Origin of the sequence: Streptomyces sp. NPDC002209 (assembly GCF_042890265.1) — a bacterium.
Taxonomy (GTDB): domain Bacteria; phylum Actinomycetota; class Actinomycetes; order Streptomycetales; family Streptomycetaceae; genus Streptomyces.
The window spans coordinates 208,382-231,574 of record NZ_JBIARX010000002.1; the positions used below are offsets into that span (position 1 = coordinate 208,382).

Annotated in this window: 22 protein-coding genes and 1 tRNA gene; 21 read left to right on the forward strand and 2 right to left on the reverse strand. The window is 70.4% G+C overall.

Features of this window, described 5'->3' with window-relative positions; all coding sequences use genetic code 11:
* The first annotated feature begins 68 nt into the window (after positions 1-68).
* The 7 genes from ACFYXK_RS05845 to ACFYXK_RS05875 all read left to right on the forward strand — a co-directional run bounded on the left by ACFYXK_RS05845 (position 69) and on the right by ACFYXK_RS05875 (position 6,025).
* Positions 69-797, forward strand: coding sequence for a hypothetical protein (locus ACFYXK_RS05845; RefSeq protein ID WP_389409991.1), 729 nt, complete (start codon positions 69-71; stop codon positions 795-797).
* Between the two features lie 199 nt (positions 798-996).
* Positions 997-1,452 (forward strand): hypothetical protein, encoded by a 456-nt coding sequence (locus tag ACFYXK_RS05850; protein ID WP_389409992.1) that lies wholly within the window; start codon positions 997-999, stop codon positions 1,450-1,452.
* 6 nt (positions 1,453-1,458) lie between these two features.
* Positions 1,459-1,788 carry a hypothetical protein gene (locus ACFYXK_RS05855; protein ID WP_389409993.1) on the forward strand — a complete coding sequence of 110 codons (330 nt, stop codon included), beginning with the start codon at positions 1,459-1,461 and terminating at the stop codon, positions 1,786-1,788.
* Between the two features lie 79 nt (positions 1,789-1,867).
* A complete protein-coding gene (locus ACFYXK_RS05860) occupies positions 1,868-2,788 on the forward strand; it encodes a bifunctional DNA primase/polymerase (RefSeq protein WP_389409994.1) in 921 nt (306 codons plus the stop codon).
* 196 nt (positions 2,789-2,984) lie between these two features.
* Positions 2,985-4,181, forward strand: a complete 1,197-nt coding sequence (locus tag ACFYXK_RS05865; RefSeq protein ID WP_389409995.1) for a DUF3631 domain-containing protein — start codon at positions 2,985-2,987, stop codon at positions 4,179-4,181.
* 192 nt (positions 4,182-4,373) lie between these two features.
* Positions 4,374-4,565: a helix-turn-helix transcriptional regulator gene (locus ACFYXK_RS05870; protein WP_389409996.1), complete on the forward strand. Its 192-nt coding sequence runs from the start codon at positions 4,374-4,376 to the stop codon at positions 4,563-4,565.
* Positions 4,562-6,025, forward strand: coding sequence for a tyrosine-type recombinase/integrase (locus tag ACFYXK_RS05875; protein ID WP_389409997.1), 1,464 nt, complete (start codon positions 4,562-4,564; stop codon positions 6,023-6,025). Before ACFYXK_RS05870 ends, ACFYXK_RS05875 begins: the two co-directional genes overlap by 4 nt.
* Positions 6,026-6,054: 29 nt before the next feature.
* Here ACFYXK_RS05875 and ACFYXK_RS05880 read toward each other — a convergent pair whose 3' ends face one another.
* On the reverse strand, positions 6,055-6,876 hold the full coding sequence (locus ACFYXK_RS05880) for a DUF4231 domain-containing protein (RefSeq protein ID WP_389409998.1): 822 nt from the start codon (positions 6,874-6,876) through the stop codon (positions 6,055-6,057).
* Between the two features lie 264 nt (positions 6,877-7,140).
* A tRNA-Arg gene (locus ACFYXK_RS05885) sits at positions 7,141-7,212 on the reverse strand.
* A 99-nt stretch (positions 7,213-7,311) separates the two neighbouring features.
* Here ACFYXK_RS05885 and ACFYXK_RS05890 point away from each other — a divergent pair.
* The 14 genes from ACFYXK_RS05890 (at position 7,312) to glyA (ending at position 23,141) form a co-directional block, all read left to right on the forward strand.
* Entirely contained in the window at positions 7,312-7,788 is a 477-nt protein-coding gene (locus tag ACFYXK_RS05890) for a response regulator (RefSeq protein WP_389409999.1), read from the forward strand.
* 68 nt (positions 7,789-7,856) lie between these two features.
* Entirely contained in the window at positions 7,857-8,792 is a 936-nt protein-coding gene (nrtL, locus tag ACFYXK_RS05895; RefSeq protein ID WP_389410000.1) for an ArgS-related anticodon-binding protein NrtL, read from the forward strand.
* A gap of 19 nt (positions 8,793-8,811) precedes the next feature.
* Entirely contained in the window at positions 8,812-10,203 is a 1,392-nt protein-coding gene (gene lysA / locus ACFYXK_RS05900; RefSeq protein WP_389410001.1) for a diaminopimelate decarboxylase, read from the forward strand.
* Between the two features lie 167 nt (positions 10,204-10,370).
* Positions 10,371-11,663: a homoserine dehydrogenase gene (locus tag ACFYXK_RS05905; RefSeq protein WP_383504320.1), complete on the forward strand. Its 1,293-nt coding sequence runs from the start codon at positions 10,371-10,373 to the stop codon at positions 11,661-11,663.
* Positions 11,664-11,669: 6 nt separating this feature from the next.
* Positions 11,670-12,740: a threonine synthase gene (gene thrC, locus ACFYXK_RS05910; protein ID WP_389410002.1), complete on the forward strand. Its 1,071-nt coding sequence runs from the start codon at positions 11,670-11,672 to the stop codon at positions 12,738-12,740.
* 318 nt (positions 12,741-13,058) lie between these two features.
* Positions 13,059-13,985, forward strand: coding sequence for a homoserine kinase (gene thrB / locus ACFYXK_RS05915; protein WP_030295292.1), 927 nt, complete (start codon positions 13,059-13,061; stop codon positions 13,983-13,985).
* Between the two features lie 434 nt (positions 13,986-14,419).
* Positions 14,420-16,501 (forward strand): transcription termination factor Rho, encoded by a 2,082-nt coding sequence (gene rho / locus ACFYXK_RS05920; protein ID WP_389410003.1) that lies wholly within the window; start codon positions 14,420-14,422, stop codon positions 16,499-16,501.
* A gap of 355 nt (positions 16,502-16,856) precedes the next feature.
* Positions 16,857-17,957, forward strand: a complete 1,101-nt coding sequence (locus tag ACFYXK_RS05925; protein ID WP_389410004.1) for an LCP family protein — start codon at positions 16,857-16,859, stop codon at positions 17,955-17,957.
* Positions 17,958-18,147: 190 nt separating this feature from the next.
* A complete protein-coding gene (gene rpmE / locus ACFYXK_RS05930) occupies positions 18,148-18,366 on the forward strand; it encodes a 50S ribosomal protein L31 (RefSeq protein WP_030153765.1) in 219 nt (72 codons plus the stop codon).
* 111 nt (positions 18,367-18,477) lie between these two features.
* Positions 18,478-19,557, forward strand: a complete 1,080-nt coding sequence (gene prfA, locus ACFYXK_RS05935) for a peptide chain release factor 1 (RefSeq protein WP_389410005.1) — start codon at positions 18,478-18,480, stop codon at positions 19,555-19,557.
* Positions 19,558-19,618: 61 nt separating this feature from the next.
* Complete coding sequence (gene prmC / locus ACFYXK_RS05940) at positions 19,619-20,464, forward strand: peptide chain release factor N(5)-glutamine methyltransferase (protein ID WP_030008688.1); 846 nt, start codon at positions 19,619-19,621, stop codon at positions 20,462-20,464.
* A gap of 49 nt (positions 20,465-20,513) precedes the next feature.
* Entirely contained in the window at positions 20,514-21,161 is a 648-nt protein-coding gene (locus ACFYXK_RS05945; protein ID WP_030153769.1) for an L-threonylcarbamoyladenylate synthase, read from the forward strand.
* Positions 21,158-21,847, forward strand: a complete 690-nt coding sequence (locus tag ACFYXK_RS05950) for a protein-tyrosine-phosphatase (protein ID WP_383504312.1) — start codon at positions 21,158-21,160, stop codon at positions 21,845-21,847. Before ACFYXK_RS05945 ends, ACFYXK_RS05950 begins: the two co-directional genes overlap by 4 nt.
* A 64-nt stretch (positions 21,848-21,911) precedes the next feature.
* Positions 21,912-23,141, forward strand: coding sequence for a serine hydroxymethyltransferase (gene glyA / locus ACFYXK_RS05955; protein WP_389410006.1), 1,230 nt, complete (start codon positions 21,912-21,914; stop codon positions 23,139-23,141).
* Positions 23,142-23,193: the final 52 nt, after the last annotated feature.

A 23,193-nucleotide genomic window follows, 5' to 3' on the forward strand; every position in this document is an offset into this window, starting at 1 on the left:
GACCGGCGGCCGTTGGTTGAGCGCGTGGCGGCACTCATCGTGTCTGAGCGGCTGGAAGTGGGGGCAGCGTGCGCACCGAACGGGACGCTCAGTTCGCCCTGGACGGTGAGGTCCTGGACGCCGGCGCAGCCCCTCACATCTGGAAGGACAAGAAGCCCGGCTACTCCTACCTGGTCGCCAACGGCATCCCCGAGGACGCATGGGCCACCCCGCTGCGTGACTACCTGTGCAGCGTCGACTACCTCAAGTGGGTGGTCCTCACCTTCGCCGAGGTACGGGCGGAGATCGATCCCGTGACCGCCGGGGCCGCGGCCCGCGCCGTGGACCGGGCGTTCACCGCCCGCACCCGGTACCCCCTGCCCGGCACCGCCGAGTTGGAGACCTACGTGGACGACACCTACGACGAAGACGGCTACGACGGAGACCAGGACGATTACGACAGCCTCGAGGGCGATGTGGTCGACGCCGAGGTCGACGAGGAGGAGTTCGCCGACCCTGAGGCGGAGCTGCCCGAGGTCGAGAACGTCGTCGACTTCGCTCAGCCCGTCGAGGAGGCGCCGCGGGTGAAGCTCACACTGGCCGAGGCCCGGGCCGCGATGGAGGACCTGCTCGACGAGTTCGAGGAGGAGGGCCGTGAGATGGTCCGTCCCGCGGACTTCATGGAGCACTGCGACCGCCACGGCCGCTCCCGCTCATGGGTCTCCGGACAGGTCTCCGCGTTCGTCATGGCGGGCCGTCTGGCCGAGACGAACGAGGTCGGGCGGTACCGGATCGTCCCGCACCGGATCGCGGCCTGACGCGTCAGACGCGTCTGACACCCCTGACACCGAACAGCACCAAAACACAGGTCATACGCGTGCGCGAGGGGTGTCAGACGGGTGTCTGACGCGTCTGACACCCCACCCGACACCCGGCCTGACACCCCTGACACCCACACCCGAGCGGGGCCCGAGCCATCCGGCACGGGCCCCGCCGTCTTCCCCAGGGAGCCCTGTCATGTCCCACGAGACACAGCCCGTGCCCCTCCGGTACGGGGAGGCCGTCCTTTACCCGCCCGCCGTTCCCGAGCCGCGGATGCTGCCCGCCGAGATACCCCCCGGCGTCCAGTACGTCACCCTCCCCGGCGGCGCCCGCACCCTCGCCTACACCCCCACCACCCCCGCCGAGCCGGTCCCTGCAGCGCGGATCCCGGTGTGGGCGAAAACCACCGCCCTGCTTGCCCCGACCGTCGGCGGAGGCATCGGAGCCGCCTCGATCGGTCTCGCCTACGCCGCCCCGGGCCTGATCGCCCTGACCGAAGCCCTCTGGGCGGCCGTAGCCCTGATTGCCGCTGGCGGTGCCGCTCTCCTCCTCGGCCGGACCCGCCGGGCGCCGGCTTCCACCCACATCACGCAGCACATCACCTCAGCCGGCTTCTTCGGCCGGGCCCGCGGCACCATCCAGCACCGGTAGCCGGGCATGGCCGCGTACCAGTACCTGAACTGGGGCGATGCCAGCCACTACGACCGAACCCGGGACCTGCCCTGCGTGCTTTGCGGCAGGCCCACCCCGCTCCGCTCCCACGCGAGCGAGCCCGTCCACAAGGTGTGCGCAGAGGACTGGAACGCCACCAGCCCGGACCAGCCGCGCCGATACACGCTCCCGGTCAAGGACAAGCCGCAGCACGACGTCGGGACCTGGCGCTTCCACAACGACGGCCCCAACACCGCCACCCGACGCCGGACAACGGTCACTGAACTGCGGCCGCTCGGCCCGGACGACGGGCCCCTCGAACTCTTCGCCGCATGAACCGACGAGAGCGGCCCCGTCTCGCCAAAGCCGGGCCGCTCTCGTCTTCCAGCACGCTCAAGAACTGGAGACATCCAGCATGACCCAACCGACCACCTTGCCGCGAGACCTGCGGCCCGCGCTGTTAGCCGCAGCCCTCACCGCCACCGCCCGCGGCTGGCCCGTCTTCCCCCTTCGGCCAGGACAGAAGCGCCCTGCTCTGCACGGTGAAGAGCAGTGCGTGAACGCCGGACCCTGCGGCGGCGGGCACGTGAAGTGGGAGCAGCGCGCCACCACCGACCGGGCCGCGATCGTCCGGTGCTGGACGCACAAGCCGTACAACGTCGGCATCGCGACCGGCCCGGCCGGGCTGGTCGTGGTTGACCTGGACCAGCCCAAGGCGAACAGCAAGAGCGACGCGCCTGACGGCGCGGCGACCTTCGCAGCGCTCTGCGAGCGCGCCGGGCAGGCCGTCCCCACCACCTATCGGGTGCGGACTCCGAGCAGCGGGGAGCACCTGTACTTCACCGCCCCGGCCGGGCTCCGGCTCGGGAACACGGCGGGCAGGCTCGGCCCGCTCATCGACACCCGCGCCCACGGCGGATACGTCGTCGCCCCCGGCAGCACCACCCCCGCCGGGACGTACGAAGTCATCGACCCCGCCCCCGTCGCGGAACTGCCCGCCTGGACCCCGCGCCTGCTCGAGCCGCCCAAGCCCACCGTGGTCACCCCACTACGACTCCCGGCCGTCAGCGGCAGCCTGGCAGCGAACGCGGCCCTGGAACGGGAATGCGACGTCGTCCGCACTGCGCCGCCGAGGCAGGCGAACAACACCCTCAACCGATGCGCCTTCAAGGTGGGGCGCTTCGTGGCCTGGGGCGACATCCCCCGGCACGAGGTTGAGCAGGCCTTCCAAGCGGCGGGGGAGGCGCGGGGACTCACCGTTGCCGAGTGCCGCGCCACCATCCGCAGCGCCCTCGACAGCTCCATCCGCCAGGCCCGGCCCCGGGAGACGGCATGAGCACCCACCCCCATCCCCGCTTGGAAGGCCCCACCCGTACCCCGGACGGCCCCAGCTCCGCCGGACCGGCCCCTGCCACGGCCGGCGGTGGTGCGCCGAGGGTCGTCGCCCGTCAGGGCGTCCCTTCAGCTCTTCGCCCGAACCCGCACACGACCGTGCCCCTGCGGCACGCCCTGGATGGCAGGAGGAACGCCGCATGACCGAGCAGCAGACCATCGACGGTGCCGCCCTGCTGGACGAGATCGAGGCGTTCCATCGCCGGTTCAACGTCTTCCCCACCGAAGCTGCGTTCGTGGCGGTCACGCTTTGGGATGCGCACACGCACCTGCTCGACTGCTTCGACTCCACCCCGAGGCTCGCGTTCCTCTCTCCGGAGCCGGCGAGCGGCAAGACCAGGGCCCTGGAGATCGTGGAGACTCTCGTGCCTCAGCCGATGGTCGCGGTGAACGCGTCCGCTTCCGCGCTGTTCCGGGCGGTCTCCGGGCTCGAAGCCCGGCCTACGATCCTCTTCGATGAGATCGACACCGTGTTCGGGCCCAAGGCGGGGGAGAACGAACAGCTCCGCGGGTTCCTGAATGCCGGGTACCGCCGGATCGGGGTCATGTACCGGTGCGTTGGCGACGGCTCCAACCAGCAGGTACAGGAGTTTCCGTCGTTCTGCGCGGTCGCGGTGGCCGGCCTCGGTTCGCTGCCCGACACGATCCTGACCCGCTCCGTCATCATCCGCATGCGCCGCCGGGCCCGGAACGAGAAGGTCGAGCCCTACCGCCAGAGGATCCACGAGGCTGAGGGAAACGCGCTGCGCAAGCGGCTGGTGGCGTGGGCCGACTCGGTCCGCGAGCGCGTCCAGGACGCGTGGCCCGAGATGCCGCCGGAGGTCACCGACCGACCGGCGGACGTGTGGGAACCGCTCCTCGCGGTGGCTGAAGCTGCCGGTGGAGAGTGGCCTTCCCGGGCCCGCGCCGCATGCCTGGAGCTGGTACACGCGGCCAAGGCCGACGACAAGGGCAGCATCGGCGTCAGGCTGCTGACTGATCTGCGCGACCACGTCCTCAGCGGCATCGACCGGCTGCCCACCGTGGCCGTGCTGGACCGGCTCTGTTCCCTCGATGAGGCCCCTTGGCCCGACATGAGCGGCCGGCCGCTCGACTCCCGGACGCTGTCGAAGCTGCTCGGGGAGTACATGACCGGGGCCAATACCCCGATCAAGGCACGCAACATCAAGACCGGCGGCGGGGTCCTGAAGGGCTACTACGCCGCAGATCTTCATGACGCCTGGCAGCGGTACTGCCCTCCACCCCCCGGAGAGTCCGCTACCTCCGCTACCTCCGCTACCCCGCAGGTCAACGGCACCGAAAAGGTAGCGGACAGCCTCCACGCGTCCGCTACCTGAGCGCTACCGCCGCTACCGGCCCCGCGGCACCCGCCCGGAGCCGGTAGCGGATCCATCCGCTACCGCTACCTGTATCCGCTACCTCGATCATGCCCCTGACCAGGGCGGTAGCGGAGGTAGCGGAGGTAGCGGACCTGACAGGAAGGGGGCCCGGCCCCCGATTCCGCCCTTCGTAGCTCTGAAGGAGAGAACGTGCCCAAACTGCGCGAGCAGTGGCTCACCATCGACGAAGTCATCGACGAGATCGGCGTTCCGCGCGCGACGTTCTATCGCTGGCGACAGCTCAAGAAGGGGCCTAAATCCCTGAAGCTCCCCAATGGGGACGTGCGGATTCGACGGTCGGCCCTGAACGAGTGGATCACTTCGCTGGAGGAAGCGGCGTGACCCACAGGAAGACCAGCCACCCGCAGGGCGCCCGCGGCCACGGGCGCTCTGCGGCGCCTGCGGAGCCGACGTTGTCCAGCGAGATCCGGCTGTGGAAGATCAACCGGGTCAACAGCAAGAAGGCGCCGTACCAACTGCGCTGGACAGTGGCCGGGAAGGTCAAGACGTCCAGCTACGCCACCTCGGCGCTGGCACAGAGCCGCCGCTCGGAACTGTGGCAGGCCATGCGCAGGGGGGAGGCGTTCGACGTGGCCACCGGCCTCCCGGAATCCGAACTCCGGGCAGCTGAGGCCAAAGAGGACGTACGCCCGGATCCGACCTGGTGGGACTTCTCGCGCGAGTACATGGACGCGCGGTGGAGAACGGCAGCAGCCAAGACCCGGGAGGGGCTGGCCGACAGCCTCGCTACCGTGGCGATCGCGATGGCGGGGGAGGGGCCCAAGGCGCCGACCGCCGAGGAGGTGAGGCTGGCCGTCCGGTGGGCCGTCGTCCCCGCGCACAAGGGTGAGGAGCCTCCGCCCGACCTGTATCCGGCCTGTACGTGGCTGGCGGCGCGCTCGCTGCCGCTCTCGGCCCTCGGCGAGTCCAGGGTGCTGCGGGACGTCCACTACCGGCTCTCCTTCAAGCTGGATGACACTCCCGCGGCAGGAGAGACGTACAAGCGGCGCCGCCGCGGTTTCAACACCGCCATGGAGTACGCGATTCAAGAGGGCTACCTCGAAACGAACCCCCTGCTGGGGGTGAAGCGACCGGTGTCCTCGAACAGTGGAGTCGTGGACCCCCGTGTTCTGGTGAACGAGGTGCAGGGGCGCCAGCTCCTCACCAGCGTCTCCTACGTGGGATCCGTTCACCGGAACAGGGGGAGGCGCCTCGTGGCGTTCTTCGGGTGCATCCTCTACGCAGCCACCCGGCCGGCTGAGGCGGTGGGGCTCACCAAGAGCCAGTGCCACCTACCGGCTGAGGGGTGGGGCGTTCTCACCCTGAAGGAGACCCGTCCGGTCTCGGGAAAGAAATGGACCGACTCCGGCGAACGGCACGACAAGCGAGGGCTCAAGTCCCGTGAAGTCACCAAGGATCGTCCGGTTCCGATTCCACCTGTCCTGGTGGCCATGCTCCGCGAGCACATCGATGAGTTCGGCACGGCGAAGGACGGCCGGATCTTCTTCAACGAGCGCGGGGGACTGCTGGGGAGCTCCAGTTACTGGCGTGTCTGGCAGGAGACCAGGGAACTGGCCCTCCCGCCCGACAAGGTGGCCTCGCCGTTGGCTCAGCGGCCGTACGACCTCCGGTCCACCTGCATCACCAACTGGTTGCGGGCCGGCCTGCCGGTTGCGGAGGTGGCGCGCCGGGCGGGCAACTCTCCGGAGGTCATCCACCGGAACTATGCCGGCTGTATCGACGACAGCGAGGAGGACAATAATCGGAAGATTGAACAAGCTATGGGTTGGGGGAGCATCTAGGCGGCATTGCGTAGGCACACCGCGGGAGGTCAGGTGAGTTGCGGACGTTGCTGTTGCTGCGCCGCTTCGGGAGGTTGCTCTAGTTGTAGCTCCTTCTTTCGCTGCTCCTCGCGTATCCGCTCGATCTCCTCCGCGAAGAGAGTGGAGGCTTGGGCGCCAGGCAGATCCCTGTACCGCCTGATTCTCAGGGTGTAGGCCTGGAGCTCCAGGTCGACTGAGTCGGCAGTCTGCTGAAGGTTGAGACTGCGCTCGCGAAATTTGAAGTAGGCGATGATCCCAGCGGAGATGCTCACCAGCGCGCTGATGGCGACAGCAACCCAGCTCCACACGCCCTGCTCAGCTGAGGCCGTTGTGGCGACTGAGGTCAGAATGGAGCCGACAATTACCGTGAGCTGGAACAGGTTGTGCCTGCTCCGGTATCTCTCCGCGCTCCGTCTGTACTCGTTCCTGAGGGACGAGATCGACTCGTAGTACTCGGGGAAGACACCTGGAAGTGCTGCGGTATCAGCCTCCCGCGACTGGAGATGGCGCTTCTCGACCTCCAGCTGGAGAAGATTGACCTCGACGCCGGAGATCTTCCTTCGAATCTGAGTCCATCGGTAGACGGACCCCAGAACGGAGGCGATCACAGCGATGCCACCGAAAAGGTTGAGTAGGGCTTGATTGCTATCTGGGTCGTTGGACCAGTCGACGAGGACGTTTGCAGCTATCAATGCGCTGACAAGCAACGGGTTGCCTGCGAGCATCCACAACATTACGAAGCGTCGGAGCAACCGGTACTCGGCGACCTCGGCTTCCTTCGCAATGATCGACTGGTCGATGGTCAGGATGGTGGATGGTGTGGTGGTCACTGGCCCCCCGTGTTCCTCGCCGGACCCAACAAGTCTGGGCGCTGGCACCTGGGGTCAGGCTAGCTAGATCGTTCTCACCGCAGGGTCGGGGCTCGACAACCGGTCGCGGCTACTGCCGGCGAGGAGGGGCTGGAGCTCACTCGCCACTCACTCGCGACCAGCGCCACACAACGACAAAGGCCCGGACTCAGCTGGACTGAGTTCGGGCCTTCGTGCTTGGCACTTCAGCAGGTCAGCGGCTGTTTCACGCTGGTCCAGCTGGAGTGCCCCCGGCAGGATTCGAACCTGCGCACACGGCTCCGGAGGCCGTTGCTCTATCCCCTGAGCTACGGGGGCGTGTCATTCGCGTTGCGGCGACGGGTTGAACACTACCAGCTTCCCCGGGGTGATCAGAAACGAGTTCCGGGGGAGGGGGAGGCGGGTCGCTCGGAGGGGGTGGAAGTGGCAAAAACCCGGACGCGGGGGCTTAGGCGGACCTACTCTCGAGTTGTGCCAGGCGCCTCGGGCCGGGTGCTTGTTGTCGACGACAACAAGGTCATCCGGCAGCTGATCAAGGTCAATCTCGAGCTGGAGGGCTTCGAGGTAGTGACCGCGAACGATGGTGCCGAGTGTCTGGACGTCGTGCACCGCGTCTGCCCCGACGTGATCACCCTTGATGTGGTCATGCCCCGGCTGGACGGGTTCGGGACGGCCGCGCAGCTGCGCGCCGATCCGCGGACGCGGCACGTGCCCGTCGCCATCGTGAGCGCCTGCACGCAGCACGAGGTGGAGGCCGGGATCGAGGCCGGAGTGGACGCGTTCCTCGCCAAGCCCTTCGAACCCGCCGAGCTCGTGCGGGTCGTACGCCGGCTCATCGAGCGCAAGGACCGGCGGGAGCGGAAGGGAGCCCCCGCAGGGCGGGGGAGAGGGTAGCGGCCGTCGGCTGTTCACATGCCGAAACCGTTCGCGGGATGGGTGGGCTTCTCGCCTAGGCTGGTCCCGTGACCCCCGCCGACCTCTCCCGTACCGTCGTACGCGCCGTGCGCTGCGCCGTCGAGGAGGGGGAGCTGCCCGCCGAGGCGGGCGTGCCCGAGCGGGTCGTCGTCGAGCGGACCCGCCCCGGCGGGGTGGGCGACTACGCGACCCCCGTGGCCTTTCAGGTCGCCAAGACGGCCGGCCGGCCGCCCCTCGACGTCGCCGGTGTGCTGGCCCGGCGGCTGGGCGCCGTTCCCGGCATCGAGCGGGTCGAGGTCACCGGTCCCGGGTTCCTCAACTTCGTGATGGACCGGACGCCCGCCGACGTACTCGTACGCGCAGTGCAGGCGCGCGGGCTCAGGTACGGGTTCGCCCCCGACACCGAGCTGCGCGCGCGGGTCGTGCGCGAAGCCGTGCTGAGGATCGAGCTCAGCCAGGGCCGGACCGGCGCCGCCCCCGTCACGGCCGCCCCCGTGGCCCGGCGGGACGGCGATGTCGTCGCCGCGTACGGGGCCGAAGCCGCCGGCTGGGCCATGCTCACCGTCGCACCGCACGAGACGCCCGCCTTCGACGGGCGGCTGCTCGTACAGGACGAGTCCAACGAGTTCTTCCGCGTGCGGTACGCCCACGCGCGCAGCCGCGCGCTGTCGCGCAACGCCGCCCGGCTCGGGTTTTGCAGCGAGCCCGGCGAGGTCGAGGACGCCGCACGGCTGGTGGGCGTCCTCGCCGACTACCCCCTCGTACTCGAGGCCGCCGCGCATCGGCAGGCGCCGGAGCAGCTCGTCCGGTTCCTCGTCCGCGCCGCCGACGAACTGCTCGATTTCCAGCACTGCGTCCTGCCCAAGGGGGACGAGAAACCCTCGGCCGCCCACCGTGCCCGGCTGGCCCTCGCCGAAGCCGCCGGGACGGTGCTGGCCGGTGGCCTGGCCCTGCTCGGCATGGACGCACCTGACTGCCTGTGATCTGCGAAGAGAGATACCGATGAGCCGTTCCGCGCACCCCGCCGGGCCCCGCCACGCCGACGTCCTGCCCGAGGGGCACTACTCCCCGCCGCCCGCCGACCTCAACGCGCTCGACGAGAAGGTCTGGGCCCGGACCGTACGACGGAACCCCGACGGCGTCGTGACGGTCGGCGGCGTCCCCGTCACCACCCTCGCCCAGGAGTTCGGGACGCCCGCCTACTTCCTCGACGAAGAGGACTTCCGGGCCAGGTGCCGGGCCTGGGCGCACGCCTTCGGGCCGGACGCCGACGTGTTCTACGCCGGCAAGGCGTTCCTCTCCAAGGCCGTCGTGAAGTGGCTGCGGGAAGAGGGGCTGAACCTCGACGTGTGCTCCGGCGGGGAGCTGGCCACCGCCCTCGCCGCCGGGATGCCCGCCGAACGGATCGCCTTCCACGGCAACAACAAGTCCGTCACGGAGATCACCCGGGCCGTCGAGGCCGGGGTCGGTCGCATCGTGCTCGACTCCTTCCAGGAGATCGCTCGAGTCGCGCACATCGCCCGTGATCTCGGCGTACGCCAGCCCGTCCAGATCCGCGTGACCGTCGGCGTCGAGGCGCACACCCACGAGTTCATCGCGACCGCGCACGAGGACCAGAAGTTCGGCATCGCCGTCGCCGACGGATCCGCGGCGGAGGCCGTCCGGCGCGCGCTCGGGCACGACAGCCTCGAGCTGCTCGGCGTCCACTCCCACATCGGCTCGCAGATCTTCGACATGGCCGGCTTCGAGGTGTCCGCGAAGCGGGTGGTCCGGCTGCTGGCCGCCGTACGCGACGAGCACGGCGTCGAGCTGCCCGAGATCGACCTCGGCGGCGGCCTCGGCATCGCGTACACGCCCTCCGACGACCCGCGCGAGCCCCACGAGATCGCCAAGGCCCTGCACGAGATCGTCGCCCGCGAATGCGAGTCCGCCGGGCTGCGCGCGCCCCGCATCTCCGTCGAGCCCGGCCGGGCCATCGTCGGGCCCACCGCCTTCACGCTGTACGAGGTCGGCACGATCAAGCCGCTCGAGGGGCTGCGGACGTACGTCTCCGTCGACGGCGGCATGTCCGACAACATCCGCACCGCCCTCTACGACGCCGAGTACGCGGTCACCCTCGTCTCCCGCGTCTCGGACGCCGAGCCGATGCTCGTCCGCGTCGTCGGCAAGCACTGCGAGAGCGGTGACATCGTGGTGAAGGACGCCTTCCTGCCGGCCGACCTGGCCCCCGGGGACCTCCTCGCCGTACCCGCCACCGGGGCGTACTGCCGCTCCATGGCCAGCAACTACAACCACGCGCTGCGGCCGCCCGTCGTGGCCGTGCGCGACGGGGAGGCTCGAGTCATCGTCCGGCGCGAGACGGAGGAAGATCTCCTGCGTCTCGACCTCGGATGAACCGCATATTTCTGGGGGAAGCCCCCAGACCCCCAAAATAGGTGCCGATAGGTGTCTCACTCAATGGACCGAGGATGGAAAGTGCTGTCCATTGAGTGAGACTGGTTGAGACCTGGCGCGCAACCCGCGCGCCGGGTGGTGATGGAAGATCGAAAGGCGTAGGTCGAATGATGCGTACGCGTCCGCTGAAGGTGGCGCTGCTGGGCTGTGGAGTGGTCGGCTCAGAGGTGGCGCGCATCATGACGACGCACGCCGACGACCTGACGGCCAGGATCGGCGCGCCCGTCGAGCTCGCAGGCGTGGCCGTGCGCCGTCCCTCCAAGGTGCGCGAGGGCATCGACCCGGCGCTGGTCACCACCGATGCGACCGCCCTCCTCAAACGCGGCGACATCGACATCGCCATCGAGGTCATCGGCGGCATCGAGCCGGCCCGCACCCTGATCACCACCGCCTTCGAGCACGGCATCTCCGTCGTCTCGGCGAACAAGGCCCTGCTCGCCCAGGACGGCGCCGCGCTGCACGCGGCGGCCGAGCAGCAGGGGCTGGACCTGTACTACGAGGCGGCCGTCGCCGGCGCCATCCCGCTGGTCCGCCCGATGCGCGAGTCCCTCGCCGGCGACAAGATCAACCGGGTGATGGGCATCGTCAACGGCACGACGAACTTCATCCTCGACAAGATGGACTCGACCGGCGCCGGGTACCAGGAGGCGCTCGACGAGGCCACCGCCCTCGGGTACGCCGAGGCCGACCCGACCGCCGACGTCGAGGGCTACGACGCCGCCGCCAAGGCCGCGATCCTGGCCGGCATCGCCTTCCACACCCGGGTCCGCCTCGACGACGTCTACCGCGAGGGCATGACCGAGGTCAGCGCCTCGGACTTCGCCTCCGCCAAGCGCATGGGCTGCACCATCAAGCTCCTGGCGATCCTGGAGCGCGCCGCGGACGGGCAGTCCGTCACTGCTCGAGTGCACCCGGCGATGATTCCGCTCAGCCACCCCCTGGCGTCCGTCCGCGAGGCGTACAACGCCGTCTTCGTCGAGGCGGAGGCCGCCGGGCGGCTCATGTTCTACGGGCCCGGCGCGGGCGGTTCTCCGACCGCCTCGGCGGTCCTGGGCGACCTCGTCGCCGTCTGCCGCAACAAGCTCGCCGAGGCAACGGGGCCCGGCGAGTCGGCGTACACCCAGCTGCCGGTCAGCCCCATGGGCGACGTCGTCACGCGCTACCACATCAGCCTCGATGTGGCCGACAAGCCGGGCGTCCTCGCCCAGGTGGCGACGACGTTCGCGGAGCACGGTGTGTCCATCGACACCGTCCGCCAGCAGGGCAAGGACGGCGAGGCCTCCCTCGTCGTCGTCACCCACCGCGCACCCGACGCCGCCCTCTCCGGGACCGTCGAGGCGCTGCGGAAGCTGGACACCGTGCGCGGTGTCGCCAGCATCATGCGTGTTGAAGGGGAGTAAGGACCCATGAGCAGCAATCGCACCCACCAGTGGCGCGGCATCATCGAGGAGTACCGGGACCGCCTGCCGGTGACGGACACCACTCCCGTGGTCACGCTCCGCGAGGGCGGCACTCCCCTCGTCCCCGCGCAGGTGCTCTCCGAGCGCACCGGCTGCGAGGTGCACCTGAAGGTCGAGGGCGCGAACCCCACCGGGTCCTTCAAGGACCGCGGCATGACCATGGCCATCACCAAGGCCAAGGAGGAGGGCGCCAAGGCCGTCATCTGCGCCTCCACCGGCAACACCTCGGCCTCCGCCGCCGCGTACGCGGTGCGCGCCGGGATGGTCTCGGCCGTCCTCGTGCCCCGCGGCAAGATCGCGCTCGGCAAGATGGGCCAGGCCCTCGTGCACGGCGCCAAGATCCTCCAGGTGGACGGCAACTTCGACGACTGCCTGGACCTGGCCCGCGCGCTGTCCGACAACTACCCGGTCGCGCTGGTCAATTCCGTCAACCCGGTGCGCATCGAGGGCCAGAAGACCGCCGCGTTCGAGATCGTCGACGCGCTCGGCGACGCCCCCGACATCCACGTGCTGCCCGTCGGCAACGCCGGCAACATCACCGCGTACTGGAAGGGCTTCAAGGAGTACAAGGCCGACGGCCTGGCCTCCCGTACGCCCCGTGTGTGGGGTTTCCAGGCCTCCGGTTCCGCGCCCATCGTGCGCGGCGAGGTCGTCAAGGAGCCGCACACCATCGCGACCGCGATCCGCATCGGCAACCCGGCCTCGTGGGACTACGCGCTCGCCGCGCGCGACGAGTCGGGCGGCTTCATCGACGAGGTGACGGACCGCCAGATCCTGGCCGCCTATCGCCTGTTGGCCGCGCAGGAGGGCGTCTTCGTCGAGCCCGCCTCGGCCGCGTCCGTCGCCGGCCTGCTCAAGGCCGCCGAGCTGGGCCTGGTCGACCCCGGCCAGAAGATCGTATGCACCGTCACCGGAAACGGACTCAAGGACCCCGACTGGGCGGTCGCCGGCGCTCCGCAGCCGGTCACCATCCCGGTGGACGCGGAGGCCGCGGCCGTCCGCCTCGGCCTGGTCTGACCCGGTCCCGCCCCGTGGCGCCACCCTGAGTTGCCGGGTTCCGGAAAGCCTTCGGAACCCGGCAACTCAGGTCGTACGGCACAAAAGTCAACGGCGTTCAGCGCAATCCACCGGAAGACACCGACACGCATCGTGCGCCTCCTGTGCGCCCTATGTAGCGAGAGAACCTTCCTTCGATACGCTGTACTTACATCCGCCACCGCGCATATGACCGTGGTGCTGCCCAGAGGGCCTTCGGGTGTCGTACGTTCTCCAGTACATTCGCAGCGAGCCAGCGAAGATCTCGTCTCGCACAGTCACAAGGAGTGTCATCGGACGATGGCCGGTCCAGCGTTCCGCGCCGCCGCCGTACGGGTGCGCGTCCCCGCCAGCAGTGCCAACCTCGGCCCGGGCTTCGACGCCCTGGGCCTGGCTCTGGGGCTCTATGACGACGTAGTCGTCCGGGTGGCCGACTCCGGCCTGAACATCGACATCGCGGGCGAGGGCGCCGACACCCTCCCGCGGGACGAGAGCCACCTGCTCGTACGCTCCATGCGCACCGCCTTCGACCTGCTGGGCGGGCAGCCGCGCGGCCTCGAGGTCGTCTGCGCCAACCGCATCCCGCACGGCCGCGGCCTCGGGTCCTCCTCGGCCGCCATCTGCGCCGGCATCGTCGCCGCCCGCGCCGTGACCATAGGCGGAGAGGCCAAGCTCGACGACGCGGCCCTGCTGGAGCTGGCCACCGAGATCGAGGGACACCCCGACAACGTCGCCGCCTGTCTCCTCGGCGGTTTCACCCTGGCCTGGATGGACGGCGGCAGCGCCAAGGCGATCCGTATGGAGCCCGCCGATTCCATCGTTCCGGTGGTCTTCGTCCCCTCCAAGCCGGTCCTGACGGAGACCGCGCGCGGCCTGCTGCCGCGCAACGTCCCGCACGTGGACGCGGCCGTGAACGCAGGTCGTGCAGCCCTGCTCGTCGAAGCCCTGACCAGGCGTCCCGAGTTGCTGCTGCCGGCCACCGAAGACCGGCTCCACCAGGAGTACCGGTCCCCGGCGATGCCCGAGAGCGTGGCACTCGTCAACCGGCTGCGGGCGGACGGCATCCCCGCGGTCATCTCCGGCGCGGGGCCCACGGTCCTCGCGCTGGTCGACAACGGCGCGGCCGACAAGGTCGCGCAGCTCGCGGGCGAGGGGTGGGCCGCGAACCGGCTCGCCCTCGACGCCGCGGGCGCGAGCGTGCTTCCGCTGGGAACCCAGGGCGGCTAGGCCGTATGGGCTTACCCGCCAGGGGCGGGCGGTCTGGGCAGGCCGCCCGCGCGGAAGGCGCGATTGCCGGTGATTGAGAGGGGGAATATCTGTTGGATCCGGTAGTGTTACTCTCAAGTGTGCAGCCGAAGCCGCCATGGCTCGGTGCTCAGTGTCCCCATCCGGGACCACCTTTCTTCCGGGAGCCTCCCCGACTGCTTTGATCGCTTCCAGCAGTTTCGAGCACGCTCCGGAATCGGCGTGACATTCCCACGCTTCCAGCTCGGGGGCTTCTCGCCGGAACCACCCATGCACGTTTCTCTCCGCCGTATCTCTACCGGCGGACCACCGCCCCGGCCGCGGTCCACGACCCATCAAGTCATGGCCCGTTGTCGGACAGCACAACCGGTCGCCGAGCCAGACAGGCCGACGTCCGCTCCAGGGAAGGACCCTTCGTGAGCGACACCACCGATCTGATGGGCGCTGCCGACACCAATGTCGACACCAGTGCCCCCGCCGCGGGCGCCGCGGCGACCACTGCCGGACGGCGGCGCCGCTCCGGCACCGGCCTCGAGGGCATGGTCCTGGCCGAGCTGCAGCAGGTCGCGTCGGGCCTCGGCATCAGGGGCACCGCGCGGATGCGCAAGAGCCAGCTGATCGAGGTCATCAAGGAGGCGCAGGCGGGCAGTGGTGCCCCCAAGGCCGCGACTCCCGCCGCCGACGCCGCCGAGGCCAAGCCGAAGCGCCGCGCCACCAGCAAGGCCCGTACGGGTGAGGCCGCCGCCGAGGCGCCCGCCGAGAAGCCTGCCGCGCAGGCGCAGATCGAGATCCCGGGCCAGCCGGCCTCCGACGACGCCCCGGCCGGCGAGCGCCGCCGGCGTCGGGCCACGGCTCCCTCCGGCAGCCCGGAGACCGCGGCCCCCGCCGCCGTGCAGGTCGAGGCGAAGACCGAGACCGCCACCACCACCGCGACCGCCCCGGCCGAGGTCAAGGCCGAGGCCGCGACCGCCGTCTCCGCGCCCGCCCAGGAGGGCGAGGGCCGTGGCCGGCGCGACCGCCGCGACCGCGGGGACCGTGCCGAGCGCGGCGACGGCCGGCGCGAGCGCCGTGACCGCGGTGCCAAGGCCGACGAGCCGGGCCAGGGCGCCCCGGGCCAGGGCCAGGGTCAGGGCGGCCAGGGTCAGGGCGGCGGCCGTCAGGACCGCCAGCAGCAGGGCGGCCGTCAGGACCGTCAGCAGCAGGGCCAGCAGGGTCGCCAGGACCGCCAGGACAACGGCCCGCAGGACGACTTCGACGACGAGGGCGGTCGTCGCGGCCGTCGCGGCCGCTACCGCGACCGCCGCGGCCGTCGTGGCCGCGACGAGTTCGCGCCGAACGAGCCGCAGGTCGCCGACGACGACGTCCTGATCCCCGTCGCGGGCATCCTGGACATCCTCGACAACTACGCGTTCATCCGGACCTCGGGCTACCTGCCCGGCCCCAACGACGTGTACGTCTCCCTCGCCCAGGTCCGCAAGGCCGGTCTGCGCAAGGGCGACCACACCACCGGTGCCGTGCGCCAGCCCAAGGACGGCGAGCGCCGCGAGAAGTTCAACGCCCTCGTGCGCCTGGACTCGGTGAACGGCATGGCGCCCGAATCCGGCCGCGGCCGACCGGAGTTCCAGAAGCTGACCCCGCTGTACCCCCAGGACCGGCTCCGTCTGGAGACCGACCCGGGCGTGCTGACGACCCGCATCATCGACCTCGTGTCGCCGATCGGAAAGGGCCAGCGCGGCCTGATCGTGGCCCCGCCGAAGACCGGCAAGACCATGATCATGCAGGCGATCGCCAACGCGATCACCACCAACAACCCCGAGTGCCACCTGATGGTCGTCCTGGTCGACGAGCGTCCGGAAGAGGTCACCGACATGCAGCGGTCGGTCAAGGGCGAGGTCATCTCCTCGACCTTCGACCGTCCGGCCGAGGACCACACCACCGTCGCCGAGCTGGCCATCGAGCGCGCCAAGCGCCTCGTCGAGCTGGGTCACGACGTGGTCGTCCTGCTGGACTCCATCACCCGTCTGGGCCGCGCGTACAACCTCGCGGCGCCCGCCTCCGGCCGCATCCTGTCCGGTGGTGTCGACTCGACCGCGCTGTACCCGCCGAAGCGCTTCTTCGGTGCCGCGCGCAACATCGAGGACGGCGGCTCGCTGACCATCCTGGCCACCGCGCTGGTCGACACCGGCTCGCGCATGGACGAGGTGATCTTCGAGGAGTTCAAGGGCACCGGCAACATGGAGCTCAAGCTCGACCGCAAGCTCGCCGACAAGCGCATCTTCCCGGCCGTCGACGTCGACCCGTCGGGCACCCGCAAGGAGGAGATCCTCCTCAACAGCGAGGAGCTCGCCATCGTCTGGAAGCTGCGCCGGGTGCTGCACGCGCTCGACTCGCAGCAGGCCATCGAGCTCCTGCTCGACAAGATGAAGCAGACGAAGTCGAACGCCGAGTTCCTGATGCAGATCGCCAAGACGACCCCGTCGGGCAAGAACGACGACTGACGGTCGCCGCACCGCATCACCGAGGCCGCCCCCACCGCACACGCGGTGGGGGCGGCCTCGTGTTTTCGGCGTGTTTTCGGGCGTTACGGCGTGTTTTCCGCAGGTGCGAGCTTCGCCACACTCGCGGTTTTCGTGAACCTCGCGGCCATGGCGTGCGTCCCCCCGGGAAACCGCAGGTGGGCGCGGCGCCGCGGCGTGCCGCTCCCGCCCCGGCCGCAGAAGTGCACCTGGCACGGGGCTCGCGTCGGCCGTGGAACCCTGGAGGGCATTCGGCCGTCTGTGTCAGAGGGCGGTGCAGGGAGGCCACCGGGCCGGGCGGCGTCCGGCCGGGAACGCATTCAGGACTGAGGAGAGCATGAGCGAGGACAGCAGGGGCAGCGGCCGGCGCGCCGCGGGCCGGCGCCGACGGAAACCCTCGAAGGGGCGCAGGACCCTCGTCATCGCCGCGTGGAGCGCCGCCGGCGTGGTCCTCCTGGGCGGGGCGGGTCTCGGCTGGTTCTACTTCCACCTGAACGGGAACCTGAAGACGGTCGACATCGACCAGGCGCTCGGCACCGACCGCCCGCAGAACGTGGACAACGGCTCGATGGACATCCTCGTCCTCGGCTCCGACTCCCGCGGCGGCGCCAATTCCGAGTACGGCCCGGACGACGGCGGCTCGGCCCGCTCCGACACCGCGATGATCGTCCACCTGTACGACGGCCACAAGAAGGCCACCGTCGTCTCGATCCCGCGCGACACCATGGTCAACCGGCCGGCGTGCACGCTGAGCAACGGAAAGACCGACCGCGGCAGCTCGCGCTCGCAGTTCAACGAGTCGTTCACCATCGGCGGGGCCGCTTGTGCGGTCAAGACCGTCGAGAAGATGTCGGGGATCCGCATGGACCACTACATCGAGGTCGACTTCACGGGCTTCAAGAAGATCATCGACAACCTCGGCGGCGTGGAGCTGACCACCACCAAGCCGATCAAGGACTACGGGAGCCACCTCGACCTCCCGGCCGGCCCGAACAAGCTGAACGGCGAGCAGGCCCTCGGCCTCGTACGGACCCGCAAGACCGTCGGCGACGGCTCCGACCTGGGCCGAATACAGCTGCAGCAGGCGTTCATGAAGGCCCTGATCAAGCAGGTCAAGGGGATCGGCGTCTTCGACAACCCCAAGCGGCTGCTCGACCTCGCCGACACCGGCACCAAGGCGCTCACCACCGACAAGTCCCTCGGTGACGTGAAGTCCCTGATGGGCTTCGCCCAGAGCCTCCAGGGCATCGACGCCCAGGACATGAAGATGATCACCCTGCCCGTGGGCCCGGACCCCCGCGACTCCGACCGGGTCGCCCCGCTGGTCAAGGAGTCCAAGATGGTCTGGGACGCCCTGCTGGCCGAGCAGCCGGTCCCCGCCGAGGCCACCGCGAACTCCATGGGCGACAAGGGCAGCGCCGGCGAGATCGTGAAGTAGACCGCAGAACGCCTGGTCACACGGCTCTCGGCGGAGAGTGGAATAGATGCCGGACCCCCCTCGTTGAGGGAGGCGTCCTCAGAATTTTGACAGGCAGCCCGGTCCTGGCAGACTGGTCTGTCGGCCCCGGTTCACGCAGTGCGCAATTCGGCTCCTGCGACCCGGCGCCCTCCCGAATCTAGGAGACACCTTGAAGCGCGATGTTCACCCCGAGTACGTCGAGACCCAGGTCAGCTGCACCTGTGGCGCGTCGTTCACCACCCGTAGCACCCTGACCGAGGGCACCATCCGTGCCGAGGTCTGCTCCGAGTGCCACCCGTTCTACACGGGCAAGCAGAAGATCCTCGACACCGGTGGCCGCGTCGCCCGCTTCGAGGCCCGCTTCGGCAAGGCTGCCGGCTCGAAGTAGCGAGCCCCCGGCGCCGGACCCCGGTTGCACCCTGTCCACACGGGGGCAGCCGGACCGGCGCCTTTGTCGTCCCGCAGCCCTTTTTCGTACTTTTCAACCCAGGAGCCCCCGATGTTCGAGGCGGTCGAGGAACTGGTCGGCGAGCACGCCGACCTTGAGAAGAAGCTCGCCGACCCTTCGGTCCACTCGGATCAGGCCAACGCGCGCAAGCTCAACAAGCGCTATGCGGAGCTGACCCCGATCGTCGCGACCTTCCGTGCCTGGAAGCAGTCCGCCGAGGACATCGAGACGGCGAAGGAGTTCGCGGCCGACGACCCGGACTTCGTCGCCGAGGTGAAGGAGCTGAGCGCGCAGCGCGAGGAGCTCACCGAGAAGCTCCGCCTGCTGCTCGTCCCGCGCGACCCCAGCGACGACAAGGACGTGCTCCTGGAGATCAAGGCGGGCGCGGGCGGCGACGAGTCCGCCCTGTTCGCTGGCGACCTGCTGCGCATGTACCTGCGCTACGCGGAGCGCGTGGGCTGGAAGACCGAGATCATCGACTCCACGGAGTCCGAGCTCGGCGGCTACAAGGACGTCCAGGTCTCCGTCCGCACCAAGGGCGGCAACGGTGCCACCGAGCCCGGCCAGGGCGTCTGGGCCCGCATGAAGTACGAGGGCGGCGTGCACCGCGTCCAGCGTGTTCCGGCCACCGAGTCCCAGGGCCGCATCCACACCTCCGCCGCCGGCGTGCTCGTCACCCCGGAGGCCGAGGAGGTCGAGGTCGAGATCAACCCCAACGACCTCCGCATCGACGTGTACCGCTCGTCGGGCCCCGGCGGCCAGTCCGTCAACACCACCGACTCGGCCGTGCGCATCACGCACATGCCGACCGGTGTGGTCGCCTCCTGCCAGAACGAGAAGAGCCAGCTCCAGAACAAGGAGCAGGCGATGCGCATCCTCCGGTCGCGCCTGCTGGCCGCGGCCCAGGAGGCCGCCGAGCAGGAGGCCTCCGACGTGCGCCGCAGCCAGGTGCGCTCGGTGGACCGCTCCGAGAAGATCCGTACGTACAACTTCCCGGAAAACCGGATCTCGGACCACCGGACCGGATTCAAGGCGTACAACTTGGACCAGGTGCTCGACGGCGACCTCGATTCGATGATCCAGGCGTGCGTCGACGCGGACTCGGCCGCCAAGCTGGCGTCCGCGCACTGATCCCGCCCGACCTGCTCGACCCCCGCTCCACCCCCGTACGACAGCAGCCCGGAGGACCAGCGTGAACTTGCTGCTTGCCGAGGTGGCCCAGGCCACCCAGCGGCTGGCCGCCGCCGGCGTGCCCTCACCGCGCTTCGACGCGGAGGAGCTCGCGGCCTTCGTGCACGGCGTCAAGCGGGGGGAACTGCACCACGTCAAGGACGCGGACTTCGACGCCCGCTACTGGGAGGCCGTCGCCCGCCGCGAGGCGCGCGAGCCGCTCCAGCACATCACCGGCCGCGCCTTCTTCCGGTACCTGGAGCTCCAGGTCGGGCCCGGGGTCTTCGTGCCCCGGCCCGAGACCGAGTCGGTCGTGGACTGGGCCATACACGCCGTCCGGGCGATGGACGTCGTCGAGCCGCTGATCGTGGACCTGTGCACCGGTTCCGGCGCCATCGCGCTGGCCATGGCGCAGGAGGTGCCGCGCTCGCGCGTGCACGCGGTCGAGCTGTCCGAGGACGCCCTGCGGTGGACCCGCAAGAACGCCGAGGGCTCCCGGGTCACCGTCCACCAGGGCGATGCGCTGAGCGCGCTGCCCGAGCTGGACGGCCAGGTCGACCTGGTCATCTCGAACCCGCCGTACATCCCGCTCACCGAGTGGGAGTACGTCGCCCCCGAGGCCCGTGACCACGACCCGGAGATGGCCCTCTTCTCCGGCGAGGACGGTCTCGACACCATCCGCGGCATCGAGCGCACCGCGCACCGGCTGCTGCGGCCCGGCGGCATCGTCGTCATCGAGCACGCCGACACCCAGGGCGGCCAGGTCCCGTGGATCTTCGCGGAGGAGCGCGGCTGGGCCGACGCCGCCGACCACCCCGACCTGAACAACCGCCCGCGCTTCGCCACCGCCCGCAAGGCCCTGCCGTGACGCTTGCGATCCACCCCTTCACCCCCCTGCTGCACGAGGAGTCCCGCTGATGGCCCGGCGATACGACTGCAACGACGCGACGGACCGCAAGACGGGTCTGCGTGAAGCCGCATCCGCCGTGCGCCGCGGCGAGCTCGTCGTGCTGCCCACCGACACCCTGTACGGGATCGGCGCGGACGCCTTCAGCGCAGAGGCCGTCGGCGACCTGCTCGCCGCCAAGGGGCGCGGCCGCAACATGCCGACCCCCGTGCTCATCGGCTCCCCGAACACCCTGCACGGCCTCGTGACGGACTTCTCCGAGCAGGCCTGGGAGCTCGTCGACGCCTTCTGGCCGGGCGCGCTGACGCTGGTCGCCAAGCACCAGCCCTCGCTCGCCTGGGACCTGGGGGAGACCCGCGGCACCGTCGCCGTCCGCATGCCGCTGCACCCCGTCGCGATCGAGCTGCTGACCGAGGTCGGCCCGATGGCCGTGTCCTCGGCGAACCTGACCGGGCACCCGGCGCCGGAGGACTGCGACGCGGCGCGCGAGATGCTGGGCGACTCCGTGTCCGTGTACCTGGACGGCGGTCCGACGCCCGGGATCCAGCCGTCGTCGATCGTCGACGTCACCGGGAAGGTTCCCGTCCTGCTGCGCGAGGGGGCGCTGACCGCCGAGCAGCTGCGGGAGGTCGTACCCGACCTCGAGGTGGCCCCGTGAGCCCTCAGGGGCGTGGCATAGCAAGCGGGCACACCGCCGCCGGCAGCCACGGCTGGGGGGACTCCCACCCGGCCGCGGCCGGCGGGGACACCTTCCGCATCCTCCACGTCAGCACCGGCAACGTGTGCCGCTCGCCCATCACCGAGCGGCTGACCCGGCATGCGCTGGCGCACCGGCTGGGCGGCATCCCGGCGAGCGATCTGATCGTGGAGAGCGCGGGGACCTGGGGCCACGAGGGCGCCCCGATGGAGGCGAACGCGGCGGCCGTGCTCGCGGACTTCGGTGCGGACGCCTCCGGTTTCACCGGGCGGGAACTGCTCGACGAGCACGTCATACGCGCCGACCTGGTGCTGACCGCCACGCGTGACCACCGTGCACAGGTCATCTCGATGGGGCACTCGGCGGGGCTGCGGACCTTCACGCTGAAGGAGTTCACGCGGCTGGTGCGGGCGATAGATCCGGCCACTCTGCCGCCGCTGGACGACGGCGTCGCCGAGCGGGCCCGTGCCCTGGTGCGGGCCGCGGCCGCGCTTCGGGGGTGGCTGCTGGCACCGTCGCCCGACGCGGACGAGGTGTACGACCCGTACGGGGCGCCCATCACCTTCTTCCGCTCGATCGGCGACGAGATCAACCAGGCCCTGGACCCGGTGGTCACGGCCCTGACGGGCGTCACGGCTCCGCACTAGACGGGCGAACCGGTCCTGGCCGACCTAGAGTGGGCCTATCCGGGACCGGCCACTGGGAGTCGCCATGAGCGTCATCACCCCGCCCACGGACCTGCTGCGGCAGCAGGATCCGCAGATGGCCGACGTGCTCGCGGGGGAGGCGCAGCGCCAGGCCACCACCCTGCAGCTGAGCGCCGCCGAGAACTTCACCTCGCCCGCCGTGCTGGCAGCGCTCGGCTCGGCGCTCGCCAACAAGTACGCCGAGGGATATCCCGGCCATCGGTACCACGGCGGCTGCGAGTACGCCGACCTCGCCGAAGGGCTGGCCGTCGAGCGGGCCCGCGCACTGTTCGGGGTCGAGCACGCCAACGTGCAGCCGCATTCCGGTTCCGCCGCCGTGCTGGCCGCGTACGCGGCGCTGCTGCGGCCCGGGGACACCGTACTGGCGATGGGGCTCCCGTACGGCGGGCACCTCACCCACGGTTCGCCCGCCAACTTCTCCGGACGCTGGTTCGACTTCGTCGGCTACGGGGTCGACGCCGAGAGCGGCCTCATCGACTACCGGCAGGTGCAGGAGCTGGCGCGGGCGCACCGGCCCAAGGCGATCGTCTGCGGGTCGATCTCCTACTCGCGGCACCCGGAGTACTCGGTGTTCCGGGAGATCGCGGACGAGGTCGGGGCGTACCTCATCGCGGACGCCGCCCATCCGATCGGGCTCGTCGCCGGCGGCGCCGCGCCCAGCCCCGTCCCGTACGCCGACATCGTCTGCGCGACGACCCACAAGGTGCTGCGCGGCCCGCGCGGTGGGATGGTCCTGTGCGGGGCCGAGTTCGCCGAGCGGATCGACCGGGCGGTGTTCCCCTTCACCCAGGGCGGCGCCCAGATGCACACCATCGCCGCCAAGGCGGTGGCCTTCGGCGAGGCCGCGGCGCCCGCGTTCACCACGTACGCCCATCGGGTGGTGGCCAATGCCCGGGTGCTGGCCGACGAGCTCGCGGCCCACGGCTTCGCGGTGACGACGGGCGGCACCGACACCCATCTGATCACCGCCGACCCGGCCCCGCTCGGCGTCGACGGTCCGACCGCCCGGGGCCGGCTCGCCGCCGCCGGGCTCGTCCTCGACACCTGCGCCCTCCCGTACGGGGACCAGCGCGGGGTCCGGCTCGGTACGGCGGCCGTCACCACCCAGGGCATGCGGGAGCCCGAGATGGCCCGGATCGCCGCCCTGTTCACCGCCGCACTGCGCGGGGAACGGGCCAACCCCCGCGCGGAAGTGGCCGAGCTGACGCGCGGATTTCCCCCGTACGGGGCGTAATGGGGACAAGCGGGGCGTAGCGCAACCGGGATACCGCCCCCTCGCGTCCTCG

What these genes read in the sequence shown, in the direction of transcription:
- ACFYXK_RS05865 (WP_389409995.1), top strand. Translation starts at nt 2,985, where the DNA reads ATGACCGAGCAGCAGACCATCGACGGTGCCGCCCTGCTGGACGAGATC.
- prfA (WP_389410005.1), top strand. Translation starts at nt 18,478, where the DNA reads ATGTTCGAGGCGGTCGAGGAACTGGTCGGCGAGCACGCCGACCTTGAG.
- lysA (WP_389410001.1), top strand. Translation starts at nt 8,812, where the DNA reads ATGAGCCGTTCCGCGCACCCCGCCGGGCCCCGCCACGCCGACGTCCTG.
- ACFYXK_RS05855 (WP_389409993.1), top strand. Translation starts at nt 1,459, where the DNA reads ATGGCCGCGTACCAGTACCTGAACTGGGGCGATGCCAGCCACTACGAC.
- ACFYXK_RS05905 (WP_383504320.1), top strand. Translation starts at nt 10,371, where the DNA reads ATGATGCGTACGCGTCCGCTGAAGGTGGCGCTGCTGGGCTGTGGAGTG.
- ACFYXK_RS05925 (WP_389410004.1), top strand. Translation starts at nt 16,857, where the DNA reads ATGAGCGAGGACAGCAGGGGCAGCGGCCGGCGCGCCGCGGGCCGGCGC.
- ACFYXK_RS05945 (WP_030153769.1), top strand. Translation starts at nt 20,514, where the DNA reads ATGGCCCGGCGATACGACTGCAACGACGCGACGGACCGCAAGACGGGT.
- ACFYXK_RS05850 (WP_389409992.1), top strand. Translation starts at nt 997, where the DNA reads ATGTCCCACGAGACACAGCCCGTGCCCCTCCGGTACGGGGAGGCCGTC.
- ACFYXK_RS05860 (WP_389409994.1), top strand. Translation starts at nt 1,868, where the DNA reads ATGACCCAACCGACCACCTTGCCGCGAGACCTGCGGCCCGCGCTGTTA.
- glyA (WP_389410006.1), top strand. Translation starts at nt 21,912, where the DNA reads ATGAGCGTCATCACCCCGCCCACGGACCTGCTGCGGCAGCAGGATCCG.
- thrB (WP_030295292.1), top strand. Translation starts at nt 13,059, where the DNA reads ATGGCCGGTCCAGCGTTCCGCGCCGCCGCCGTACGGGTGCGCGTCCCC.
- thrC (WP_389410002.1), top strand. Translation starts at nt 11,670, where the DNA reads ATGAGCAGCAATCGCACCCACCAGTGGCGCGGCATCATCGAGGAGTAC.